Below are 19135 nucleotides of genomic sequence, written 5' to 3'. Positions count from 1 at the left end.
GGAGTCTGGGATTGGCGCCGGGGTGGGCCGGGGGGCAGCCGGCCTCGGTGGCGGAGCAGCAGGTGGTGAGCGCGTGTCTGGCGGCGCACGCGAACAAGTACGGCGTGCACGTGAACATCTCCGTGCTGGGGCGCGACGCGGTGGGCGGGACGATGCCGTACTCCTCGGACGAGCTGAGCACCTTCAACGAGAAGGAGGCGTGCTTCTTCGGCAACCTCTTCACGGGTGAAGGCACGTTCGCGGCGAACGACGGCGCGTACCTGGACTACGACGAGAGCACGGTGCGCACCTGCGGCCTGTCGTCCTGGAGCGACACGACGGCGTGCACGCCGATGAAGCACGTGGGCGCGTGCCGGTACTACTGCACGCTGGACGCCACGCGGACGTACTACACGCGCTGCACGTACAACGGCGTGAACTACCGGCCCATCACCACGCGCATGCTGCCCCAGGACATCTACCGCTGCGGCGACGGCGTGTGTCAGCTGACGGAGAAGTGCGGCGGCAGCAACACGGCGGACAGCTGCGCGGCGGACTGCGGCCCCTGCAAGTAGTCAGCGGGGCTTCCTCAAGTGGAGCGGGGCCGCGCGGCGTGGAGCCGGTAGCGCGTGACGAGGTCCCCCCACCAGCGGCCGATGGTCGCGACCGTGGCCGCTCCATCCTGGCCGTGGCGCACGGGGTGGTCCATGCGGATGGCGTCCCAGCCCCGGTGCTCGAGCACCACGCGGGTGCCGCCGAAGGTGGGCTCGAAGCGGACGTCGACCTCGGTGGTCTCTCCGGGGGCGAAGTTGCTCGCGCGCCATTGGAAGACGAGCCGCGCGCCGGGCTCCCAGACGAGCACGCGGCCGATTTCGTAGATGTCGTTTTCGAAGGACTCCAGCAGCCGGCCGCCGGGGCCTGGCGGTTCGAAGCGCAGGACGCCGCGAGGGTTCTGCAGGCCGCGGTAGCGCGGGCCCTTCTTCCACCAGAGGTCGGTCTCCTCGGTGAAGACCTCGAAGGCGTCCAGCGGGGACACGGCGACGAAGGTGGTGACGCGGGCGCGGTCGGCCGTCATGACTTGCGGCCTCTGGAGGGCTTCGTGCCGCGGGTGCGTTCGGCGTGGGCCTTGAAGGCGCCCAGCTGGTCACCCCAGAAGGACTCCACCTCGTCCAGCCAGCCGCGCAGGGCGGCGAAGGGCTCCGGGCGCAGCGAGTAGACGCGCACGCGGGCGTCGTCCGAGTCGATGCGCTCCTCCACGAGCCCCGTCTGGCGCAGCACGCGCAGGTGGCGCGACATGGCCGGGGGGCTCATGTCGAACGCGGCGGCCAGCTCTCCGGCGGGGTGGGGCCGGTGGCGCAGCCGGTCCACGACGCCCCGGCGCGTGGGGTCGGCGAGGGCGGCCAGGGTGCGGTCGAGCGCGGACGGGGTGGCCATGACGGGCGAACCTACTTCGGGCCGAAGACGCGCTGGGTGAACCACCAGCGGTGGCCTTCGAGGTCCTCGGCGCCGTAGGTGCGGTTGGTGCCCCAGTCGTCGCCGTAGTTCTTGGTCTCGGGCTCCATGAGGATGGCGGCGCCGGCCGCGCGAGCCTGGGCGCAGTGGGCGTCCACGTCGTCCACGTAGACCGTGAGGGTCTGCGTGTTGACGCCCCCGTGCAGCCGGGGGCTCTGGTGGAGGCCGTGGCGCCCGGAGGAGTTCACCATGATGACGCCGTCGCCGTAGGCCAGCTCCGCGTGCACGATGCTGTTGTCCGCGCCCTCCACCTTGAGGCGCGTCTGGAAACCGAACGCTCGCTCCAGCCAGTCGATGGCGGCGGGGGCGTCCACGTAGAAGAGGCTGGAGGAGATGCGCGGCCAGTCCTCGGGGATGGGCTTCATGGCGGTGACTCCGGGCGGACGAGGTTCGTTAACGTCAGGGTGAATGATTAACCCTGACGTTAACGGTCGTCAATCCGTGAGCCGCTAGAAGACGCCTGGGAGAGGCCGGTCGCGGCCGGGCATCCGGGGGGCCTGGGCGGGATCGGTGGGCGGCGCGGCTTGCGGTCCGAGGATGGCCGGCAGGGAGGCCGTGAGCCGCCCCACGTACAGCAGGCCCCGGAAGGGCTCGTTGGGCGAGGTCTCGCGCAGCTGGAGGTACGGGCTCAGGCCGGGGCGGGCGGCCACCGCCGGCGCGGGCGTGGCGCCCACGATGCCGCAGACCAGCTTGCTGTCGCGGTTCAGGTCGCAGCCCCATCGCGTGCCCTGCGCGTAGCTCATGTCCAGCACGACGAGCGAACGGTTCTCCTTCATCAGGTGCGCCATGGGGGTGAAGGACGGGTCCCACTGCGTGCCCTTCTCCATCTGCGTGTGCGTGTTGCCGGCGAGCACCACCTGGACCTCGTCCGGCTTCACGGCACGGCGCTTCGTCCAGACCTGGGCCAGGGCCGCGTCGCGCTCGCTGCCGTTCATCAGGTCCGTGTCGTAGGCCACCACCGTCACCCTCAGGCCCGCCGCACGCAGGGCCCGCATGCGGTCGATGAGTTCCATGACGGCGCGGCTGCTGCGGCCGTCCTGGTACGTACGCGTCCAGAAGCGGCCTTCCAGCAGCGCGTCCTGGTCGGCCGGGGCGCCGGGGCTGGACAGGTACGCGTTCACGCGCGCCTGCTCCGTGTCGGGGATGGACAGGCCCAGTGTCACCGCGAGCCCGGATTGGGCCGCCTGGCACACCACGTGGCCCACCACTTCCGGCACTTCGTTGGAGCCCAGCTGCTCGCCGATGAGCAGCGTGAGGCCCGGGTGCAGGAGTTCCGGCAGGCCGCGCACGGACGTGGTGCACGGGCCTTCCGCGACGGCCTCATCCTTCCAGCGCTCCAGGTAGAACTCCGGCGCGCGGACGGGGGCGGGGCGTTTGTCTTCCGCCGCGTTGCCGGCGAGGACTTCGACAGAGGGCGCGGACTCCAGCCGCAGCGTGAGGGCCTGCTCCAGGTCCAGGTCGCGGGTGCCGTGCTGGGCGCCGCGCATCATGGACAGCCGCTTGGTCATCGCGTCGTCCTGGTCGAAGTCCGCCTCCTTCACGAAGGGATTGGACACTTGCTCCCCGCGTTCCAGGTAGACCTTCCACCACACCTTCTTCCACTCAACGTCATTGCCCGCCGTCTGGTGCGTCATGCGGAAGATGCGCACGACGGACTGGCGCGGGCTCAGCGCGATACCTGTCACCAGGTAGCGCGTGTATGTGGTGTTGCGCGAGCCGGCCCGGTCGGGTTCGGACCAGGCGGTGACGAGCTGGTTGGGGTCCTCTGTTTCCTCGAAGGTGTAGCCCTGTTCCTCCAGCAGCTGGCGAGTGGCGGCGAGCGCCTCCGTCAGGGGTTTCTGGAAGACGTGCTCGTACTTGGGCAGCTCCGCTTCGGGTGCACGCTTCGAGTGGGCACAGCCGACGGACAGCAGGGTCAATGCGACGACGAGCCAACGACAATGCATTCTGTCCCCCCCGGGAGAAATGCGAAGCGCCTCGCAGTAAAGCCTATGTCGCGCCGGAAAGGACAGAGGGGCTGTCTGGACGTCAGCCTGGGCTCATCGGTTCCAGCTCCAGGTCTCCGGATCCCAGGTGGTGATGGCGGCCCCTTCCAGGACGGGATCGAGGAAGCGCTTCGCGGCTTCGGTCACTTTCTCAAGTGTGGCCCAGGGGAGTTGATTGTCCTGGGCCATGTCTGTGTAAGGCTTCTCCCAAGCGGGAGATGGGGGCGGAATCATGAGCGGTGGGGGATGGGTATCGCGGAAGGTGAAGGTCTGGTGGATGGCACTCCGCAGTCGCGAGGCATCCAGTGCGCCCGTGCTCGCCAGCAGTGGGATGTCAGGGAGGTCCTTGACGCGGGAGTTCGGGCTCCAGCGCGGCATCGTATAGGCATGCAGCTTTTCCGCGAGATGGGTTTCGATGGGATAGAGCCGCAGGCGGGGCGGAGCGATGCCGGCGAAGCCAAGCACATTTGGAGCTGTGACTTCGGCCGGTGTTCCCAGCATGGGCTCACCGAAGGCAACATCCACGTCGAAAGGGCGACTGTAGAGCTTCTGCGCGAGCCGACTTTCTACCCGAAACCGCAGTCCTTCGTACCGCATGCCCTCGTTCTGGATTCTGGAGTGCTCTTCGTTTGAGCGGACGTCGAACACGAAGAAGTCTCCGAGATCGATTCTCGCGGCATCCTGGAGTTGGATCAGCAGTCTGCCCGGGTCTCCCTGAACACGAAGGTCGATATCCTTCGTCGCTCTTGCCCGAGCGACGCGAAGCTCCAGGACGAGTCCCCCCTTGAGAGTGACCTCTGGGCCCAGCTTTGCTTCGACGCGCGCGAGGAACCGGTGGAAGACCAGCAACTCCCGTTGACGTTCAATCGGGTGCTCCCGCTTCAGGGCCTCCTTCCGGAGGTGGTCTTCCAGTGCTTGCTTGAAGGCGGCGGGCGAATCGTAGGTGCGGCTCTTCACGTACCCAGGCCTCCGAAGGGCTTCAGTGCTTCCTCCACCGCAGGGAGACTCCCGCGGACGATGCCTCGATGCAGGGCCTGCCGAGCGGCCTGACGCATCAGGTCCGGGGTCAGTGCGCTTCGCGCGCAGTCATCGAGCGTCCTGCTGGGAGACGTGACCTTGACTGAGCCGACCCAGTGGCGCTCGGAATCGAGCAGGTCGGCATGGTGGATCACGACGAGCTTCGGTACGCGCAGGCGGCGTTTCCGCCAGGACTCTGGAAGCGTCAGGTGGATCCGCGCGGGCAGGACGTCGGAGAGGTCGTAGAGCGCGAGGGCTGTCTGATGCGAGAAGGTTCCCACCTTCTCTGACCAGAGCCATACCGCGACGAGGTCCTCGTGCTCGCCCGCTGGGAAGTGCACCAGCCGGTAGATTCCTCGCTGGACTCGCGAAGCCCGGCCGATGCGCACGTAGTGGGCGAGCAGTTGGGGTGAGTAGCCCGCCTGGGCAGCTTGCTGCGTCGTGAAGAGGCCCTCCTGGGTCTCGGCCACGCGGTAGAGCTGGTCCCAGTCCGGCTTGATTGGGGGCTCCGTGCTCATGCACGAAAGTATAATTCCACTTTAGTTTCGCGCAACAAGTGACTCCTTCTGTTGCGCGAAAGTTAAACCTGGTTTTAGTTTTGTGCGGTCGCTGGCGACAGCGCAAGGGGCCCGCGTCAGCGCGACGGCGGGTACTTCTGCAGCTTCCGCTGGAGTGACCTTCGGTGGATGCCCAGCTTGCGCGCCGCTTCGGAGATGTTTCCGGCGCTGTCCGCGAGCACGCGGTGGATGTGCTCCCACTCTGCTCGCGCCAGGGACGGCGCTTGGAGCGTCTCCGGGGCGGCGACGTTGGGTGCTTCCTCCGCCCTCGCGAACGCCGCCAGGATGTCGTCCGCGTCCGCGGGCTTCGGCAGGTAGTTCACCGCGCCCAGCCGGATGGCATCCACCGTCGTGGAGATGCTGCCGTAGCCCGTCAGCACGATGACTCGCGTGGACGCGTCCACCGCCAGCAGGTCCCGCACCAGCTCCAGCCCGCTGTGCCCCGGCATGCGCAGGTCCACCACCGCGTACTCCGGTGACTCGCGCCTTGCCGCGACCATTGCCTCGTCGTGGTTGCCCGCTGTCGTCACGTCCCAGCCGCGCTCGCGGAAGGCCCTCGCCAATCGCTCGCGCAGCGTGGTGTCGTCGTCCACCATCAACAGGCTGGGACGTTGATCCACTGGAGTCGTGCTCATGCCGCCGCCTCCTTCGCGTCCGCTCCCGGCAGGCTCAGGCTCGCCGTCGTGCCTTCCCCGGACTTCGAGCGCAGCTCCAGCGCCCCGCCCAACTGCTCCGCCAACGAGCGCGCCAGGAACAGTCCCAATCCCATGCCCTCGCCCGGCGCCTTCGTGGTGAAGAACGGCTCACCCGCGCGCTGAAGCACCGCCTCTGGCATGCCCTGGCCTTCGTCGCGCACCTCCAGCCGCGCTCCCGTGCCCTGCGGCAGCACCCGCAGCTCCACACCCCTGCCCATGGGCGTCGCCTGGAGAGCGTTCTTCACCAGGCCCCGCAGCACCCGCGCCAACGCCCTCGGCGGTCCGTGGACGGGATGCGCCTTCAATGCTTCCGGCACGTCCACCTTCACGCGCTCACGGCCGGATAGCTCCGACAGCGTCTCCTCCACCAGCCGCTCCAGTGGAATGGGCTGGAAGGGTTCGCCCGTCGTCTGTCCCGCGTCCGCGGACATCTGCACCAGCACGTCCCGGCACCGGTCCACCTGCTGGCGGATGAGCCTCAAATCCTCTCTCACGGACTCGGAGGTCTGTGACGCCGCGAGCGCACGCTCCAGCTCCTTCGCCACCACCGCGATGGTGGACAGCGGCGTGGACAGCTCATGCGCCGCTCCCGCCGCCAGCGTCGCCAGCGAGGCCACCTTCTCCTGCCTCTCGTGCCTCGCCCGCGTCTGCTCCAATTCCTGCTCACGCAGCGTCAGCGCCCGTGTCACGCGCTGGATGAAATACACGATGAAGCCCGCCGCCACCGCGAACGCCACCCACATTCCGCTCAGGTGCAGTCGCATCAGCTCCGCGTGGTCCGGCCTCTCCAGCCCCGGCAGCGTCACGTCCTGCAACACGAACAGCGACCCGAACGCCAACAGCGTGAAGCCCAGCATCGCCCACGTGCGGCGCGGCGGCAGCAGCACCGTGCCCAGCGCCACGTTCACCAGGTACAGCGTCGTGAAGGGATTGTGCGTTCCGCCGCTCAATGCCAGCAGCCCTGTCAGCACCAGCGTGTCCCAGAGCATCAGCCCGAAGATGGCCGCTTCCGCCACCGGCCTCGCCTTCGCGAGCCCCGCGCGCACCGCCGCGTTCGTCACCGCCTCCACGCCCAGCAGCGCCACCAGCGCGGGCACCGGCAGCACCAGCTTCAAGCCCCACGCCGCCACCGCCACCAGCACCGCCTGCCCCACCAGCACGCCCCAGCGCAGCCTCAGCAGCCACACCAGGTTGATGCGGGCCCGGAGCGAGGGTTCGGAGGAGGGCGGCGGAGAAGACGTCATGGCGCGACGGAGGACATCGCCACGGAGCGGGCCACCGTGTCCAGCGCCGAGGCCGCCGCCCCGGGCGACTCCAGGTCCACCGTGGCGAGCCACGTGTCCCAGGCGAGCGCGAAGGTGCGCTCGGCCGCCGGCTCGTCCTCGGACAGCGTCAGCCCGTCCAACACCACGTCCACCGTGGCGATGTTGGACGTCACCAGCCGGAAGGGTTGCGGCTCACCGCCTCCCGCGGGCACCCGCGTCCCCTCCAGCCACAGCGTGTGCTCCAGCATGTCCACGCCGCTGTCCGCTCCAGGCAGGCCCTCGGCATCCGCGTCCGCGGGCTCGAAGGTGAGCCTCGCCCGGCAGTAGCGCCCCGGCGGCGGCCGCACCGTGCCCAGCGACAGCACGCTCCCGTCCGGCCGCTCCAGGCCACTGACGTGCGGCGTGCCCAGCCTCAACGGCGAACCCACCGAGTGCGCGTGCGCGGTGCCAATCGGAGACAGCGCCTTCAAGAGCCGCCACCCCAGCGCCTCCTCGCACGGCTTCAACTCCACGCTGCCCAGCGTCACGTAGCCGCGCGTCAGCGTGAGCACCTGGCCGTCCGCTCGCGTGAAGGAGCGCTCGCCTCCCGCCGCCTGTACACCTTGCGCGGTGGCCCGGTGCTCCAGGCCCAGCGTGACGGTCATGCCGTCCACGCGCTCTCCACACGCGCTCAAGGCGCACAGCAATCCCAACCATCCCAAACGCGAGGCGCGGATCATCACAGGTCGTACGCGAGCGAGAGCACCGCGATGGGCGTGGACGACACCCGGCGCAGCTGGTTGACGACAGGAATGCGCACCCCGGCCTGCACCACCACGTCCATGCCCGGGCTGAAGAGGACGTCCGGCGACGCGTACGCGATGAAGCCTCCTCCGGCCTCCTCGGGCGTGCCGTTCGTGTCCGGTGCCTTCTCCGCCCGGGTGTCCACGCCCAGCCGCACCGCCCACGTGGGGGACGGCTGGTATTGCGCCGCCACCTGCGTGCGCACCGACGCGCCCAGCCGGAAGTCGTCGCGCCCTCGCGAGGGCAGGAAGCCCAGGGCGCTCGCGAGGAACGACCAGTTGCCCCGGAAGCCCTGCCACGCCAGCCCCGCCATCGGATCCACGGAGCCGCTGCCGGGCTGCGCGTCGATGCCCAGCGTCGTGCCGTCCCTCGCGTGCAGCCGGGGGCCCGTGGGCAGCTTCACCCCTCCCACCACGCTGATCAGCTGGTCCGGCGAGAACTCCTTGTCCTTCCACACGAATGCCTTCGCCGTCACGTCGATGTCGCCCAGCCCCCAGCCGCGCTCCAGTCCCAGGCTCACGTCCTGGACCTCGCGGGCCTGGAGCGGCAGGTTCACCGCCAGCACCAGCCAGGGCCGGGGCGCGTACGCCACCGCCACGTCCATGCGCAGCTCGCGCAGCCGCTGCGCGTCCACGCCCGTCACCCCTTCCGTGTGCCCCCACGCGCGCAGCATCGTGGACAGCCGCAGCCGCCCCTCGAAGGGCTGCTCTCCTCCCATGGACGTGAGGGTGGGGTCGCCGCAGGCACAGCTCGCGCAGGCCCGGGCCGGGGCGGTGGGCACGAGGAGCAGCGCGGCGCTCAGGAGGGCCAGGGTGGGGGTTCTCAAGGCGTGGCCACCCTAGCGTCCCCCCGTCCCGGCGCAGTGCGGCGTGTTGTCGCAGCCCGCCGGTGCGTCAACCCGGGGACGCACCGGTCGTCCCCTGGCCTGGGGAGCGGGCAGGGGAGCGGGGGCCGGCTGTCCGCCCGCCCATCCGTGCCTATCTGGAGAATGACACCGACCCGTCCGCGTTGAGGGAGGACACGCCGGAGGCATGGAGGTCATTCATGGGGCTGCTCGCACCGCTGGGACGGCTGCTGTTCTCGGTCATCTTCATCACCAGCGGGCTCAATCACTTCATCCAGCTCCAGGCCCTCACGGCCTACGCCCAGGCGTCCGGGGTGCCCGACCCGCGCACGGCGGTGCTGGTGTCCGGCGGAGTGCTGGTGGTGGGGGGCCTGTGCGTCCTGCTGGGCGCCTTCGCCCGCCTGGGCGCGGCCATGCTCGCGGTGTTCCTGGTGGCGTCCGCCTTCATGGTCCATCACTTCTGGAAGATGGATGACCCCGTCCAGGCGCAGAACAACCTCATCCACTTCATGAAGAACCTCTCCATGGCGGGAGGCGCCCTGCTCATCGTCTACTTCGGGCCCGGCCCCTTCAGCCTGTCGCGCAAGAAGCGCGAGAACGCCCTGGGCGGCATGAAGCTGGGCACGCCCCTGCGCTGAACTCGCGCGGGCGCGCCCCGTGGATCAGATCGTCCCGACGTGGGCGGCCTGCTGCGTGCGCAGGGTGAAGAAGGCGACCTCCGGCGTGCTGCCCCGGCGCAGGTACGGCCCGCCGAAGCCGAAGCCCAGCCCCTGGTTCACGTACAGGTGGTTGCCATTCACGCGGTAGTGGCCGCGGATGTACGGCTGGCCCGCGCGGCGGAAGAGCGCCTCCGTGAGGCCCCGGACGATGAACTGCCCGCCGTGGGTGTGCCCGGAGAACTGCACCAGCCCCGCGTGCGCGGGCAGCTTCTCCGCGGTGGGCGGCGTGTGGGCCAGCACCAGCCGCGTGCCGGACGTGGGCGCGCCTCGGAAGGTGGCCTCCACGTCCTCCTTGCCGGTGAGCCCGTCGTCGATGCCCAGCACCGTCAGGGGCGCGCCCTTCACGTTCACCACGCGGTGCTCGTTCTGGAGCACCGTGTAGCCCAGCGCCTCGAAGGACATGCGCAGGTAGGGCGCGTCCACCCAGTGGTCGTGGTTGCCCATCACCACGAAGACGGGGCCGTTGAGCCCCTGCAGCAGCTGGCGCACGCGCGGCAGCGGCTTGGGGCTGTGCGTGACGTAGTCGCCCGTGAGGAACACCAGGTCCGGCGCGGCCTCGTTCACCGCGGCCACCGCGCGGCGGATGCGCACGTCGCTGGTCGCCTGGCCCACGTGCACGTCCGACAGCTGCGCGATGCGCAGGCCGTCATGCACCGGGTGGATGCTGTCCAGCTGGAGCAGGTGCTCGGTGAGGACGAAGTGATCCCTCCAGCGCAGGCGCCGGTCCGGCCGGAAGGGGTCGGGGCCTCGCGCCTGGAGCTCGTTGCGACCGTGGGGTTCCACCGCCTCGGAGATGGCGAGGGAGGCGGCGGCACCAGCGGCGTGACGGCGGCGGGCGAGTCTCAGGCGCATGCGTTCGGATTCCTCCGGCGGGGCGAGGCGATTGTAGAGAGCAGTCCGGGGGGCCGTGAAGCCCGGGGGCCCGGCCCGCCTGCCCCCTTGCACGAAGGCACGGGGGCGGAAGCAGAACCGAGCCTCCTTCCAGAACATTTCCCGCGCCTTCCAGGCAACCATCACCCCCCCGTGGCGCCGGGTGCGACATGCGCACCGCCCCGGCGTCAGGGTGGGAGTCCTGCTCAGTGGCCGCGCAGGACGGTCAGGCCTTCCGACGTCAGCACCAGCAGCATGCCGGAGGTGCCGGAGCCGTCGTACACGAGCTGGAGGACCTTGTTGCCGCGCACGTCCGCCACCTTCTCCACCGTCTTGGACGGGGTCAGCCGGTAGAGGCCTCCCGTGTTGGTGCCGATGAAGAGCGAGCCGTCATTGGTGGAGGCCAGCGCGTTGATGCCGCCGAGCGCCGGCACGTCCGCGCCGACGCGGGTGCCCTTCTGGAAGGGGTTGGTGGCGGAGAGGATGGTCATCTCCCACAGCCCCAGGTCCTTGCTGCCCAGGTAGTACTTCTTGTCCGTGGTCTGCTGGAAGCCGCGCCAGGAATCGAAGGTCTCCTGCGAGTTGACCTCCGGGAGGTAGGAGGACTTCACCTTCTGCGGGTTGATGCCCGCAGTGGTGGTGTCGTCCCAGTTCTCCAGCTTCGTGTCGGGCGTGACGATGCCGAAGTTCCACTCGTTCGCGATGAGCACGTCCCCGTCCGGCGAGATGCCCAGGCCGTAGGTGTAGCCGGCGTACTGGGAGCCCCGCGCGTCGAACCACACCGGGTGCCGGTGGGCGTTGTAGGTCAGGCCCCGGATGCGCGTGACGCCGTGGTTGGAGCCGAAGAAGACGTCGCCCTTGTTCGGGCCGCGCAGCACGGACGTGCAGCTGTACATGGCGCGGTCTTCGTCGAAGTGGTGGTCGTTGCTGTTGCGGATGCCCAGGCTGACGCCGTCCACCACGGTGGGGCCCGTCTGGATGAAGGGGTTGCCGTTCGCGTCCTTGTTGGCGCGGCGGGACTGGTTGATGTGGCCTTCGAGGACGACCTGGCCGCTGGCGTCCAGCTTCACCGCGTCCACGTCGCCCTGCTTGTAGAACTGGAGCCGACGCGGGCTGAACGGGAAGCAGGTGGTCTCGTTCACCGGGATTTCGCACGGCTTCGCGGTGACGATGAAGTTGGTGTGGATGTCCGGCCACTCTGGATCCACGCCCAGGTCGTCCGCGTAGTAACCCACGTAGGCGCGGCCCGCCTCGCCGCCGCAGATGACGCTGGAGGGCTGGCCCTCCGCCGCCTGACCCACGGGCCCTCCCACCCAGACCAGCTTCTGCGTGTCCGCGCGCACCACGCCGATGCGGTCGCCGTCCAGCACCCAGATGTTCTTGCCCAGGTCCACGCTGACCGACTTCACCCTGCCGATGCCGTAGCGGTCCGAATAGTTCGTCACCGGATCCGCGGGCCATGGATCCACCGTGCCCGCGTCCGTGCCGCCGTCGGTGCCGGCATCCGTGCCCGCGTCCGTCCCGGCGTCGGTGCCCGCGTCCGTCCCTGCATCCGTGCCGGCGTCGATGTCCGTGCCCGCGTCCGTCCCGGCGTCGGTGTCGCCCCCGGTCCCCGCATCCACCCCTGGCCTCGGGTCGACATTGTCCGTGTCATCAATGGGAGTCGTGGGCCCGTCGGACCCTCCGCAACCCCACGCCGACAGCACCATCGCCCCCACACACACGCCCAGCCCCAGCAGTCGTCGATTCACCATGGTCTCCCTACGCGCCACCTAAGCAAGCGGCGTACCCGCCCTGGAGATCAGGCTGTCCGTGCGGCATTCCCTGGAGAGAGGGCAATTTACTTCCCAGCCAGGGCAGCGGCCGACCCTGAAGGGGCGTAAAAAAACCGGGCCCGCTCCCCTGGTGGGAGGCGGGCCCGGTGAGAGGCATTGAAGAGCCTGTCCGACTACTTCTTGGGCTTGGGCGAGGTCGCCTTCAGCTCCAGCGCGACGGAGTCATCCCCGTCCAGCTGGAACTTCGCGCGCACCTTGGCGCCCTCCGGCAGGTCGCTCACCTTCGCCGGCTGGTCGTCCAGGGTCACCTTCGTCTTGTCGCGCACCTCCAGCTTCACCTCCGGCAGCGTGTCCTTGCGCGCCAGGGTGATGTCGTCGTCGTCCTTGGCCTTCACGGTGCCTTCCAGGTCGAAGGCGTGATTCTCCTTCCACACGCCCGTCTGCGCCGCGGCCTCCTTGGAGGTCGGCGCGCCCACGACGCTCTTCGCGGCGTCACCGATGGCGGGGCCCACCTGCTGGGCCTCGATGCCCGTGGACCGGCGGCCGTGCTGACGCGAGCTGGGCGCGCTCGGCGCAGGGTTCTCCGGGGTGCCGGTGGGTTCCTGCGCGAAGGCAGTCGTTCCCAGACACAGCACTGCCGCGATGATGAGCTTCTTCATGGTCCGCTTCCTTTCGTGGATGGGTTTCGTGTCCCCGTGCTCGATGTTCAGACGGGCAGGCAGAGCTGCTTCACGGTGGTGAGCAGCGCGGACAGGTCCAGCGGCTTGCGCAGGTAGCCCGCCACGCCCATGCCATCCACCGTGTCGCGCACGTCCAGGTCCGCGCTGGCCACCACCACCGGGATGTCCGAGCACGCGCGCTCGTGGCGCAGCGCCTCGCGGAACGCGACGCCGTCCATGCGCGGCATCATCAGGTCCAGGAGGATGAGCTGTGGCCGGGGCTCCGACGAGCGCAGCCGCTCCAGCGCCTCCAGCCCGTCCGCCGCCAGCTGCACGGCGTAGCCCTCCAGCTCCAGCGCGTCCTGGAGCGCATCCCGGATGTCCATGTCGTCGTCGACGACCAGCAACGTGTGATGGGCTTCCATCCCAATCCCCCTGCGAACCCTGGAGCGCCCACGCCGTCCCCCGAGCCGGGACGGCGGGCCTCCGCTTCGCCAGGACGAATCTGTGTCCGGGGGCGGGAGAGCGGAAGCTCACTATGTAGGCGGCTGCCTACCAGTGAGCACATCCCCAGCGGGGGCTCGCCTGGCGGGCTGGAGGGGGTGCTACTCGCAGCGGTCGCAGAGACCGCGCAACTGCACTTCCACGGCGCGCTGCGACACGGCGCGGGGAACTCCCCGGGCGGTGGTGAGGCGCACGGACTCTTCAGGGAGGCAGGCGACGGTGCCGCAGTCGGTGCAGGTGAAGTGGGGGTGGTTGTTGGCGTGCTCGGTGGCGCCGGCGCGCTTGAGCTCGAAGCGCCAGACGTGGTCGCCCAGGTCGGCGCGCACGACGAGGCCGGCCTCGGTGAGGTCGGTGAGGTTGCGGTAGATGGTGACGCGGTCGTAGCCCTCGCCGCCCAGCTCCTCCACCAGGTCCGCGTGGCTCATGGGGGCGGTGGCGGTCTCCAGCTTGCGCAGCACGGCCACCCGGGGGGCGGTGCTGCGCAGCCCCGCGGCGCGAATCCGGTCCTGGAACCCGGTCAGCTTCTCCTGCGCCGTGACTTTCTTGGCACCCATGGGCGGTCGAATAACACACCGCCGCGCCCACGTCCCCCCACGCCTGTGCAAACGAAGTGTACCTGTAGCCCGGTTGTACCTGTGACGCGGCAGGCCAGCGCCAGGCCTCCCTGGTCCGTGGCCTTCCAACTTCCAACACTTCCAAAGGGTTGCCTTGACTCGGAGGCCCCCGTCACCAGACTGCGCCCTTTCCACACCCTGGTGGCGGGCCGTTGGGGTCCCACCTTCCAGAACGACCTGTCGCCCGCGCTCGTCCTCCTCCTCCAGTCCCCCGATGAAGCCCACCCTGCTGCTCGTCGAAGCCCCGGGTTCCCACCGGGAGCTCCTGTCCCTGGCGTTCCAGGGGCAGGGTTGGCGGGTGCTGCTGGCGGTGGGGGTGGAGCCGCTGGTGCAGGCGCTGCGCGAGTCCCCGCCGGTGCACCTGGTGCTGGCGGCGGGGGCGCTGCTGGCCTCGGAGGCGGGGCGGTTGGACGCGCTGCGTGAGGCGCTGGCCGCGTCCGGTGCCTCCCTCTGGGTGGAGGCGCCACCGGCCGAGCAGGACGCCCTGCGGCGGTCGGGCCTGCCGGTGGCGGGGTTCCTCGCGACCGGGATGTCGCTGGGGGCTCGGGTGGAGGCGGTGCGTCAGGCCCTGCCCAGGGAGGCGCAAGGCCGCCAGGCCGCGCTGCGGGTGCTGGTGGTGGAGGACGACCCCGTCTACCGCAAGCTCCTGCAACTGGCGCTGGCGCCCTTCCGCTTCGAGCTCATGGAAGCGGAGGACGGGATGTTCGCGCTGGAGCTGGCGCGGCGGCACCCGCCGGACATCGTGCTGGCGGACGTGCTGATGCCCCGGCTGGACGGCTTCCGGCTGTGCCTGGCCCTGCGCCAGGACCCCAAGCTCGCGCGCGTGCCGGTCATCCTCACGCACGCCACCGCGCCGGACGAGCTGGACCTGCGCATGGCCGCCAACGTGGGGGCCAACGCCTTCGTGCGGCGCTCACAGGGGGATGACGAGCTGGTGGCCACGCTGCTGCGCGAGTCTCGCGCGGAGGGGCCCCTGCCCGCGCCCGTGCACGGCGAGCTGTCCACGGAGACGCACCTGTACGCGATGGTGCGCCAGCTGGAGCGGCGCGTGGGGTTGCTGGAGCAGGCCGAGCGCACCGCGCGCGAGAGCGAGGAGCGCTACCGGCTGGTGGTGTCCGGCTCCTATGACGGTGTGTGGGATTGGGACGTGCGCAACCAGCGCATGTACTGGAGCCCGCGCCTCCTGGAGATGCTGGGGCTGAAGCCGGAGGACTTCCCGGGGACGTCGGAGGCCTTCCTCGCGCGGGTGCACCCGGAGGACCGGGACCCGGTGGCGTCCGCGCTGGCGCTGCACCTGGAGCAGGGCGCGCCCTACGACGTGTCCTTCCGGCTGAAGCACGAGGCCGGGGGCTACCGCTCGTGCGTGAGCCGGGGCCGGGCCATCCGCGACACGCAGGGCCGGCCGGTGCGCATGGCGGGCATCATTGGCGACGTGACGGAGCAGCTGCGGCTGTACCGCGAGGCGCGCGAGGCGGTGCGCGTGCGGGACGAGTTCCTGGCGGTGGCCGCGCACGAATTGCGCACGCCCCTGGCCGCGCTGCGGCTGCGCGTGCAGGGCACGGCGGCGGCGCTGAAGCTCGAGCGCCAGGTGGCGCCGGAGCGGCTGGAGCGCGCGCTGGTGGCGGCGGACCGGCAGGTGCAGCGGCTGGTGGACCTGGTGGAGGGGCTGCTGGACGTGTCGCAGATGCAGGGCCACGCGCCCCGGCTGAACCTGGAGGCCGTGGACCTGGGGCAGGTGGTGCGGGACGTGGTGCTGCGCTCGGAGGAGCTGGCGTCGCGCGCGGGGTGCCTGCTGGTGGTGCGCGACGTGGCGTCCGCGGTGGGGCACTGGGACGCGCTGCGGCTGGGGCAGGTGGTGACGCACCTGCTGGTGAACGCGGTGAAGTTCGGCCCGGGCAAGCCCGTGGAGCTGGAGGTCCAGGCGGACGAGTCCACGGCCTGGCTGGTGGTGCGGGACCACGGCATCGGCATCGCGCCGGACCGGGTGGACGGCCTCTTCCGCCGCTTCGAGCGCGCCGTGCCCGCGCGCAACTACGGTGGGTTGGGGCTGGGGTTGTACCGCCTGTCTCGCATCGTGGAGGCGCACGGCGGCGAGGTGGCGGTGACGAGCACCCTGGGGCAGGGGGCGACGTTCCGGGTGCGACTGCCCCGCGCGGGGCCTCCGGTGGGCCACGCCTGACGGCCGTCCGGGCGGGCGCCACCTCTGTTGGATGATCCACATCCGGTGGACGTGAGCCGCTGTCCATCCGGGAGGAAGGACGCAACTTCCCCGCATGAAAAAGCGACCCACCGTGCTGGTGCTCAACGGGAGCGAGGATCTCATCGAGGCACTGGAGGAGGTGCTCGACGGGGTGGGCTTCCAGACGAAGGGCGTGCGCGTGCAGGACGTCATCCGCGGCCCCCTGGACTTCGCCACGCTGGTGCGGGAGACGGCGCCGGCGGTCATCGTCTACGACATCAGCGTGCCGTTCCACCTGAGCTGGCACGCGTTCCAGAAGCTGGCCGCGAATCCCGCCGCCGCGGGCATCCCCTTCGTGCTCACCACCACCAACCGCGAGGGCGCGAAGGAATACACGGGGACAGATGTCATCGAGTTGCTGTTGAAACCCTACGACATCGACCAGTTCACCCAGGCGGTGACGCTGGCGGCGAAGCGGGGGGCTGTCGAGGCAGGCGCACGGTGAAGGTGGTGCCCGCCTCCGCCGTGCTCGTCACGCTCACGGTTCCGCCGTGGGCGTGCACCACCTGACGCACGATGAAGAGGCCCAGGCCGATGCTGCGGTCCGAGCGGTCTGCCTGGTGGGGGGTGCCGCGCTCCAGGGGGGCGAAGAGGCGCGGCAGCAGCTCCGGGGAGATGGGCGCGCCCGCGTTGTGGACCTCCAGCACCACCGTGTCCACCGTCCCCAGGCTGCGCACCTGGATGGGGGCATCCGGGTCGCCGTAGGTCAGCGCGTTGCCCAGCAGGTTGCCCACCACCTGGGAGAGCCGGTCCGCATCCCATGTTCCCGCGCCGTCGCCCGCGGAGGTGACCTGGAAGACGCGTCCGGGGGCGCGCGTCTGGGCCTCCTCGACGGCGGTCTCCACCAGGGCATGGAGGTCCGCGCCCTGGAGCTTGAGGGGGAAGTCGCCGTGGCGCACCTGGGTGAAGTCGAGCAGGTCGCGGATCATCCGCACGGCCCGTTCGGTGGCGGTGCGGATGCGGTGCACGCGCTGCTGCTGTGAGTCGTTGAGACCCGCGCGCTCCAGGAGCAGCGTGGAGGACAGCAGGACGGAGGACAGCGGGCTGCGCAGGTCGTGGCTCACGATGCCGATGAGCTGCCGCTCGAAGTCGCCGCGCTGGCGTGCCTCCTGCTCCAGCTGCTTCCGGGCGGTCACGTCCCGCAGGGCGCCCACCACCTGGACGACGCGCGCGGCTTCGTCACGGACGATGAGGGCGTGCTCTTCCACTTCCCGCCAGGCGCCGTGCGCGTCGCGGAACCGGTGGCTGCCGCGCCACACGTCGCCGCCGCCTTCGATGGCTTCGCTGAAGCCGCGCTGGACGGCGGCGAGGTCCTCCGGATGGATGTGTCTCCGCCACCAGTCCAGGCGTGGCACCCGCGGGTCGTCCAGCGGGCCCAGCAGGTCCTGTCCGCCGCTGCTCCACTCCAGGATGTCTGTCTGGGGGTTCCATTCCCAGATGGCGTCCTGGGTGGCGCGAGCGGCCAGCCGGAAGCGCTGTTCACTGTTCCAGGCGCGCAGCTCCGCGGCGCGGACCTCCTCGAGCGCGCTCTCCGCGAGGGTCCGGCGGGCCTGCTCGTCGGACAGGCTCTGGCGGTGGGTGTCGAGCTCCTTCGTCACCCGGGTCTCGCGCTGGCGCTGCTGCCGGCTCCAGTGGGCCAGACCCAGGACGCGGGCGACCAGCTCCTGGGCGCGGAAGGGCTTGAAGACGTAGTCATTGGCGCCCGCGCCCAGTCCTTCGACGACGTCCTCGGGACTCTGATGGGAAGTGAGCAGTAGGACGGGGATGCGGGCCGTGGCGGGGATGCTCCGGACGAAGGCGCAGACCTCCAGGCCGGTGAGGCCAGGCGTCTCCCGGTCCAACACGAGCACGTCCGGCGGCGTCTGGATGCCAAGCGCTTCCACCAGCACGGCCCCGTCGGGGAACACGGCGACGTCACACGCGGACGCGAGCGCGGCCTGCGTGGCCCGGGCTTCGGTGGGCGAGTCCTCCAACAGCCACACGGTGGGGCGTTCCGCCGCATCAGGGCGTGTCGTGGAGTCGGAGGGCATCGGAGGATGGACGGGGTCCTAGTGCGTCCGTCGGACACAAGTCCAGTGGCGGCGGGTAGTGGCCTCATGAGGAGTGGTTGCCCGGTGGACGTCCGGTCGCGCTGCGCGCACGCGCGTGGCTCCTGTCACGACCTGTGTCGCTCCGCTTCCCGGAAGAACTGCGTGAGCGAGTGCGTCAGCAGCGACTGGCGGGATTCCATGTAGCGGCGTGCGCGGAGGAAGGGCAGCCAGACGCGCTGGCCGACACGCACCTGAGACTCTTCGGGGTTCAGTCGCGAAATCCAGGTCCCCCCCAGGCGCTTCACCAGGATGCCACCCAGATAGGCCCCCAGGGCCGGGGCGGTGTGCGAGTCGATGAGGTCTCGCTTGTATCGCTCCGGGAAGTTCTCCCGCCAGAAGTAGAAGTCGAGGTCCGTGAGGGACTCCGGTGTCGCGTCGAAGATGCTGGGCACCTGGGTATGGAGGGCGGCCACGAGGCCTTCGGTCAGGTCGGCGTAGCCGCTGTGGACCTGCGCTGGACTCGCTACGTCCGAGGGCAGGGCGGCCGGGAGCCACTCTTCCGGTTCGGGTGGCTGGAAGGCATTGAGTTCAGCGATCTTCCGCTGACGTTCACTGATGGCGACCCTGTCCACCATCCGCGAAAGCAGAGCTGCCAGGTCCGGGTGGAAGCGGGGCTCCACGGGAGCGAGTGCGGCGCTGCGCTCATGCAGGGTCCGCAGCACCGTGTCGAAGTCGAGGTCGGGCCGCAGGTGGACATGCGCGCGGGCCTGGGCCATGCGCGCTTCGTCGCTGGCGAAGTCCGCGGCGGTAGGGCGCAGCACGAGGAGGACGGAGCCATTGGGGAGCTCCTCCACGCGGTGGGCGGGTGTGGACAGCACTCGCTCGCGGCCGACGGTTTCCACCAGCTTCGGGCCGAAGATGTTCAGCCAACACACCTCATAAACCTTGTCGAAGCGGAGACGTTCAGCTTCAAGAGTCGGGACCTCCTTGGCCTTGATGGGGCTGCTCTGGCTGCTCAAGTGGTTGCGGACGCAAGAGCCGCACTGAAGTGTTACGGTGAGACGTTGAATATCCGTAGGCCTGGGCTC

Annotated in this window: 19 protein-coding genes and 2 pseudogenes; 4 read left to right on the top strand and 17 right to left on the bottom strand. The window is 70.0% G+C overall.

All coding sequences use genetic code 11. From position 1 onward, the window contains the following. A pseudogene (locus tag D7V77_RS15950) lies at positions 1–554 on the top strand (hypothetical protein); the annotation flags it as partial. A gap of 14 nt (positions 555–568) precedes the next feature. On the opposite strand, the gene D7V77_RS15945 reads toward D7V77_RS15950, so the two are convergent. From D7V77_RS15945 to D7V77_RS15900, 10 genes are all read right to left on the bottom strand, one after another. Further along, the gene (locus tag D7V77_RS15945) at positions 569–1054 is read right to left on the bottom strand and encodes an SRPBCC domain-containing protein (RefSeq protein ID WP_120577150.1); all 486 of its coding nucleotides are present in this window, start codon (positions 1052–1054) and stop codon (positions 569–571) included. Further along, positions 1051–1413, bottom strand: coding sequence for a helix-turn-helix transcriptional regulator (locus D7V77_RS15940; protein ID WP_120577149.1), 363 nt, complete (start codon positions 1411–1413; stop codon positions 1051–1053). The genes D7V77_RS15945 and D7V77_RS15940 overlap by 4 nt, the downstream gene beginning before the upstream one ends. Positions 1414–1424: 11 nt before the next feature. Beyond that, positions 1425–1856, bottom strand: a complete 432-nt coding sequence (locus D7V77_RS15935; protein ID WP_120577148.1) for a VOC family protein — start codon at positions 1854–1856, stop codon at positions 1425–1427. 84 nt (positions 1857–1940) lie between these two features. After that, complete coding sequence (locus tag D7V77_RS15930; protein WP_120577147.1) at positions 1941–3437, bottom strand: hypothetical protein; 1497 nt, start codon at positions 3435–3437, stop codon at positions 1941–1943. A gap of 93 nt (positions 3438–3530) precedes the next feature. Then, entirely contained in the window at positions 3531–4433 is a 903-nt protein-coding gene (locus D7V77_RS15925) for a nucleotidyl transferase AbiEii/AbiGii toxin family protein (RefSeq protein ID WP_120577146.1), read from the bottom strand. Continuing rightward, positions 4430–5011 (bottom strand): type IV toxin-antitoxin system AbiEi family antitoxin domain-containing protein, encoded by a 582-nt coding sequence (locus tag D7V77_RS15920; RefSeq protein ID WP_120577145.1) that lies wholly within the window; start codon positions 5009–5011, stop codon positions 4430–4432. Before D7V77_RS15920 ends, D7V77_RS15925 begins: the two co-directional genes overlap by 4 nt. 116 nt (positions 5012–5127) lie before the next feature. Then, a complete protein-coding gene (locus D7V77_RS15915) occupies positions 5128–5685 on the bottom strand; it encodes a response regulator transcription factor (protein ID WP_120577144.1) in 558 nt (185 codons plus the stop codon). Further along, positions 5682–6989 (bottom strand): ATP-binding protein, encoded by a 1308-nt coding sequence (locus D7V77_RS15910; RefSeq protein ID WP_120577143.1) that lies wholly within the window; start codon positions 6987–6989, stop codon positions 5682–5684. Before D7V77_RS15910 ends, D7V77_RS15915 begins: the two co-directional genes overlap by 4 nt. After that, positions 6986–7684: a hypothetical protein gene (locus D7V77_RS15905; protein WP_233597011.1), complete on the bottom strand. Its 699-nt coding sequence runs from the start codon at positions 7682–7684 to the stop codon at positions 6986–6988. The genes D7V77_RS15910 and D7V77_RS15905 overlap by 4 nt, the downstream gene beginning before the upstream one ends. A 44-nt stretch (positions 7685–7728) precedes the next feature. Beyond that, on the bottom strand, positions 7729–8511 hold the full coding sequence (locus D7V77_RS15900) for a transporter (RefSeq protein WP_180946174.1): 783 nt from the start codon (positions 8509–8511) through the stop codon (positions 7729–7731). Between the two features lie 326 nt (positions 8512–8837). Here D7V77_RS15900 and D7V77_RS15895 point away from each other — a divergent pair, with 326 nt between their 5' ends. Continuing rightward, positions 8838–9275, top strand: coding sequence for a DoxX family protein (locus tag D7V77_RS15895; RefSeq protein WP_120577140.1), 438 nt, complete (start codon positions 8838–8840; stop codon positions 9273–9275). Positions 9276–9299: 24 nt separating this feature from the next. Here the strand turns inward: D7V77_RS15895 and D7V77_RS15890 are convergent, their stop codons facing one another. The 5 genes from D7V77_RS15890 to D7V77_RS15870 form a co-directional block, all read right to left on the bottom strand. Then, the gene (locus D7V77_RS15890) at positions 9300–10208 is read right to left on the bottom strand and encodes a metallophosphoesterase (protein WP_120577139.1); all 909 of its coding nucleotides are present in this window, start codon (positions 10206–10208) and stop codon (positions 9300–9302) included. 224 nt (positions 10209–10432) lie between these two features. Then, the gene (locus D7V77_RS15885; protein ID WP_120577138.1) at positions 10433–11980 is read right to left on the bottom strand and encodes a hypothetical protein; all 1548 of its coding nucleotides are present in this window, start codon (positions 11978–11980) and stop codon (positions 10433–10435) included. 194 nt (positions 11981–12174) lie between these two features. Continuing rightward, positions 12175–12660, bottom strand: coding sequence for a hypothetical protein (locus D7V77_RS15880; protein ID WP_120577137.1), 486 nt, complete (start codon positions 12658–12660; stop codon positions 12175–12177). Positions 12661–12707: 47 nt separating this feature from the next. Then, on the bottom strand, positions 12708–13085 hold the full coding sequence (locus D7V77_RS15875) for a response regulator transcription factor (protein WP_120560878.1): 378 nt from the start codon (positions 13083–13085) through the stop codon (positions 12708–12710). 180 nt (positions 13086–13265) lie between these two features. Then, positions 13266–13718, bottom strand: coding sequence for a Fur family transcriptional regulator (locus D7V77_RS15870; protein ID WP_120527796.1), 453 nt, complete (start codon positions 13716–13718; stop codon positions 13266–13268). A 274-nt stretch (positions 13719–13992) separates the two neighbouring features. Here D7V77_RS15870 and D7V77_RS15865 point away from each other — a divergent pair, with 274 nt between their 5' ends. Together D7V77_RS15865 and D7V77_RS15860 are read left to right on the top strand one after the other, a co-directional pair. Continuing rightward, positions 13993–15957 (top strand): ATP-binding protein, encoded by a 1965-nt coding sequence (locus D7V77_RS15865; protein ID WP_120577136.1) that lies wholly within the window; start codon positions 13993–13995, stop codon positions 15955–15957. Positions 15958–16051: 94 nt separating this feature from the next. Then, positions 16052–16462 (top strand): hypothetical protein, encoded by a 411-nt coding sequence (locus D7V77_RS15860; protein ID WP_120577135.1) that lies wholly within the window; start codon positions 16052–16054, stop codon positions 16460–16462. Here D7V77_RS15860 and D7V77_RS15855 read toward each other — a convergent pair. After that, entirely contained in the window at positions 16404–18047 is a 1644-nt protein-coding gene (locus D7V77_RS15855) for an ATP-binding protein (RefSeq protein ID WP_120577134.1), read from the bottom strand. The two genes, D7V77_RS15860 and D7V77_RS15855, sit on opposite strands and share 59 nt — an antisense overlap. A gap of 125 nt (positions 18048–18172) precedes the next feature. Continuing rightward, a pseudogene (locus D7V77_RS15850) lies at positions 18173–19000 on the bottom strand (hypothetical protein); the annotation flags it as partial. Positions 19001–19135 lie beyond the last annotated feature (135 nt).

The organism is Corallococcus sp. CA041A (assembly GCF_003612075.1).
Lineage (GTDB): Bacteria > Myxococcota > Myxococcia > Myxococcales > Myxococcaceae > Corallococcus > Corallococcus exiguus.
Note: the sequence above shows the minus strand (reverse complement) of the source record. Positions and strands in the feature narration are given on the sequence as shown.

Excerpts from the sequence above, each read along its gene's own strand:
- D7V77_RS15945 (WP_120577150.1), bottom strand. The coding sequence starts at position 1,054 with ATGACGGCCGACCGCGCCCGCGTCACCACCTTCGTCGCCGTGTCCCCG.
- D7V77_RS15940 (WP_120577149.1), bottom strand. The coding sequence starts at position 1,413 with ATGGCCACCCCGTCCGCGCTCGACCGCACCCTGGCCGCCCTCGCCGAC.
- D7V77_RS15935 (WP_120577148.1), bottom strand. The coding sequence starts at position 1,856 with ATGAAGCCCATCCCCGAGGACTGGCCGCGCATCTCCTCCAGCCTCTTC.
- D7V77_RS15930 (WP_120577147.1), bottom strand. The coding sequence starts at position 3,437 with ATGCATTGTCGTTGGCTCGTCGTCGCATTGACCCTGCTGTCCGTCGGC.
- D7V77_RS15920 (WP_120577145.1), bottom strand. The coding sequence starts at position 5,011 with ATGAGCACGGAGCCCCCAATCAAGCCGGACTGGGACCAGCTCTACCGC.
- D7V77_RS15915 (WP_120577144.1), bottom strand. The coding sequence starts at position 5,685 with ATGAGCACGACTCCAGTGGATCAACGTCCCAGCCTGTTGATGGTGGAC.
- D7V77_RS15910 (WP_120577143.1), bottom strand. The coding sequence starts at position 6,989 with ATGACGTCTTCTCCGCCGCCCTCCTCCGAACCCTCGCTCCGGGCCCGC.
- D7V77_RS15900 (WP_180946174.1), bottom strand. The coding sequence starts at position 8,511 with ATGGGAGGAGAGCAGCCCTTCGAGGGGCGGCTGCGGCTGTCCACGATG.
- D7V77_RS15895 (WP_120577140.1), top strand. The coding sequence starts at position 8,838 with ATGGGGCTGCTCGCACCGCTGGGACGGCTGCTGTTCTCGGTCATCTTC.
- D7V77_RS15890 (WP_120577139.1), bottom strand. The coding sequence starts at position 10,208 with ATGCGCCTGAGACTCGCCCGCCGCCGTCACGCCGCTGGTGCCGCCGCC.
- D7V77_RS15885 (WP_120577138.1), bottom strand. The coding sequence starts at position 11,980 with ATGGTGAATCGACGACTGCTGGGGCTGGGCGTGTGTGTGGGGGCGATG.
- D7V77_RS15880 (WP_120577137.1), bottom strand. The coding sequence starts at position 12,660 with ATGAAGAAGCTCATCATCGCGGCAGTGCTGTGTCTGGGAACGACTGCC.
- D7V77_RS15875 (WP_120560878.1), bottom strand. The coding sequence starts at position 13,085 with ATGGAAGCCCATCACACGTTGCTGGTCGTCGACGACGACATGGACATC.
- D7V77_RS15870 (WP_120527796.1), bottom strand. The coding sequence starts at position 13,718 with ATGGGTGCCAAGAAAGTCACGGCGCAGGAGAAGCTGACCGGGTTCCAG.
- D7V77_RS15865 (WP_120577136.1), top strand. The coding sequence starts at position 13,993 with ATGAAGCCCACCCTGCTGCTCGTCGAAGCCCCGGGTTCCCACCGGGAG.
- D7V77_RS15860 (WP_120577135.1), top strand. The coding sequence starts at position 16,052 with ATGAAAAAGCGACCCACCGTGCTGGTGCTCAACGGGAGCGAGGATCTC.
- D7V77_RS15855 (WP_120577134.1), bottom strand. The coding sequence starts at position 18,047 with ATGCCCTCCGACTCCACGACACGCCCTGATGCGGCGGAACGCCCCACC.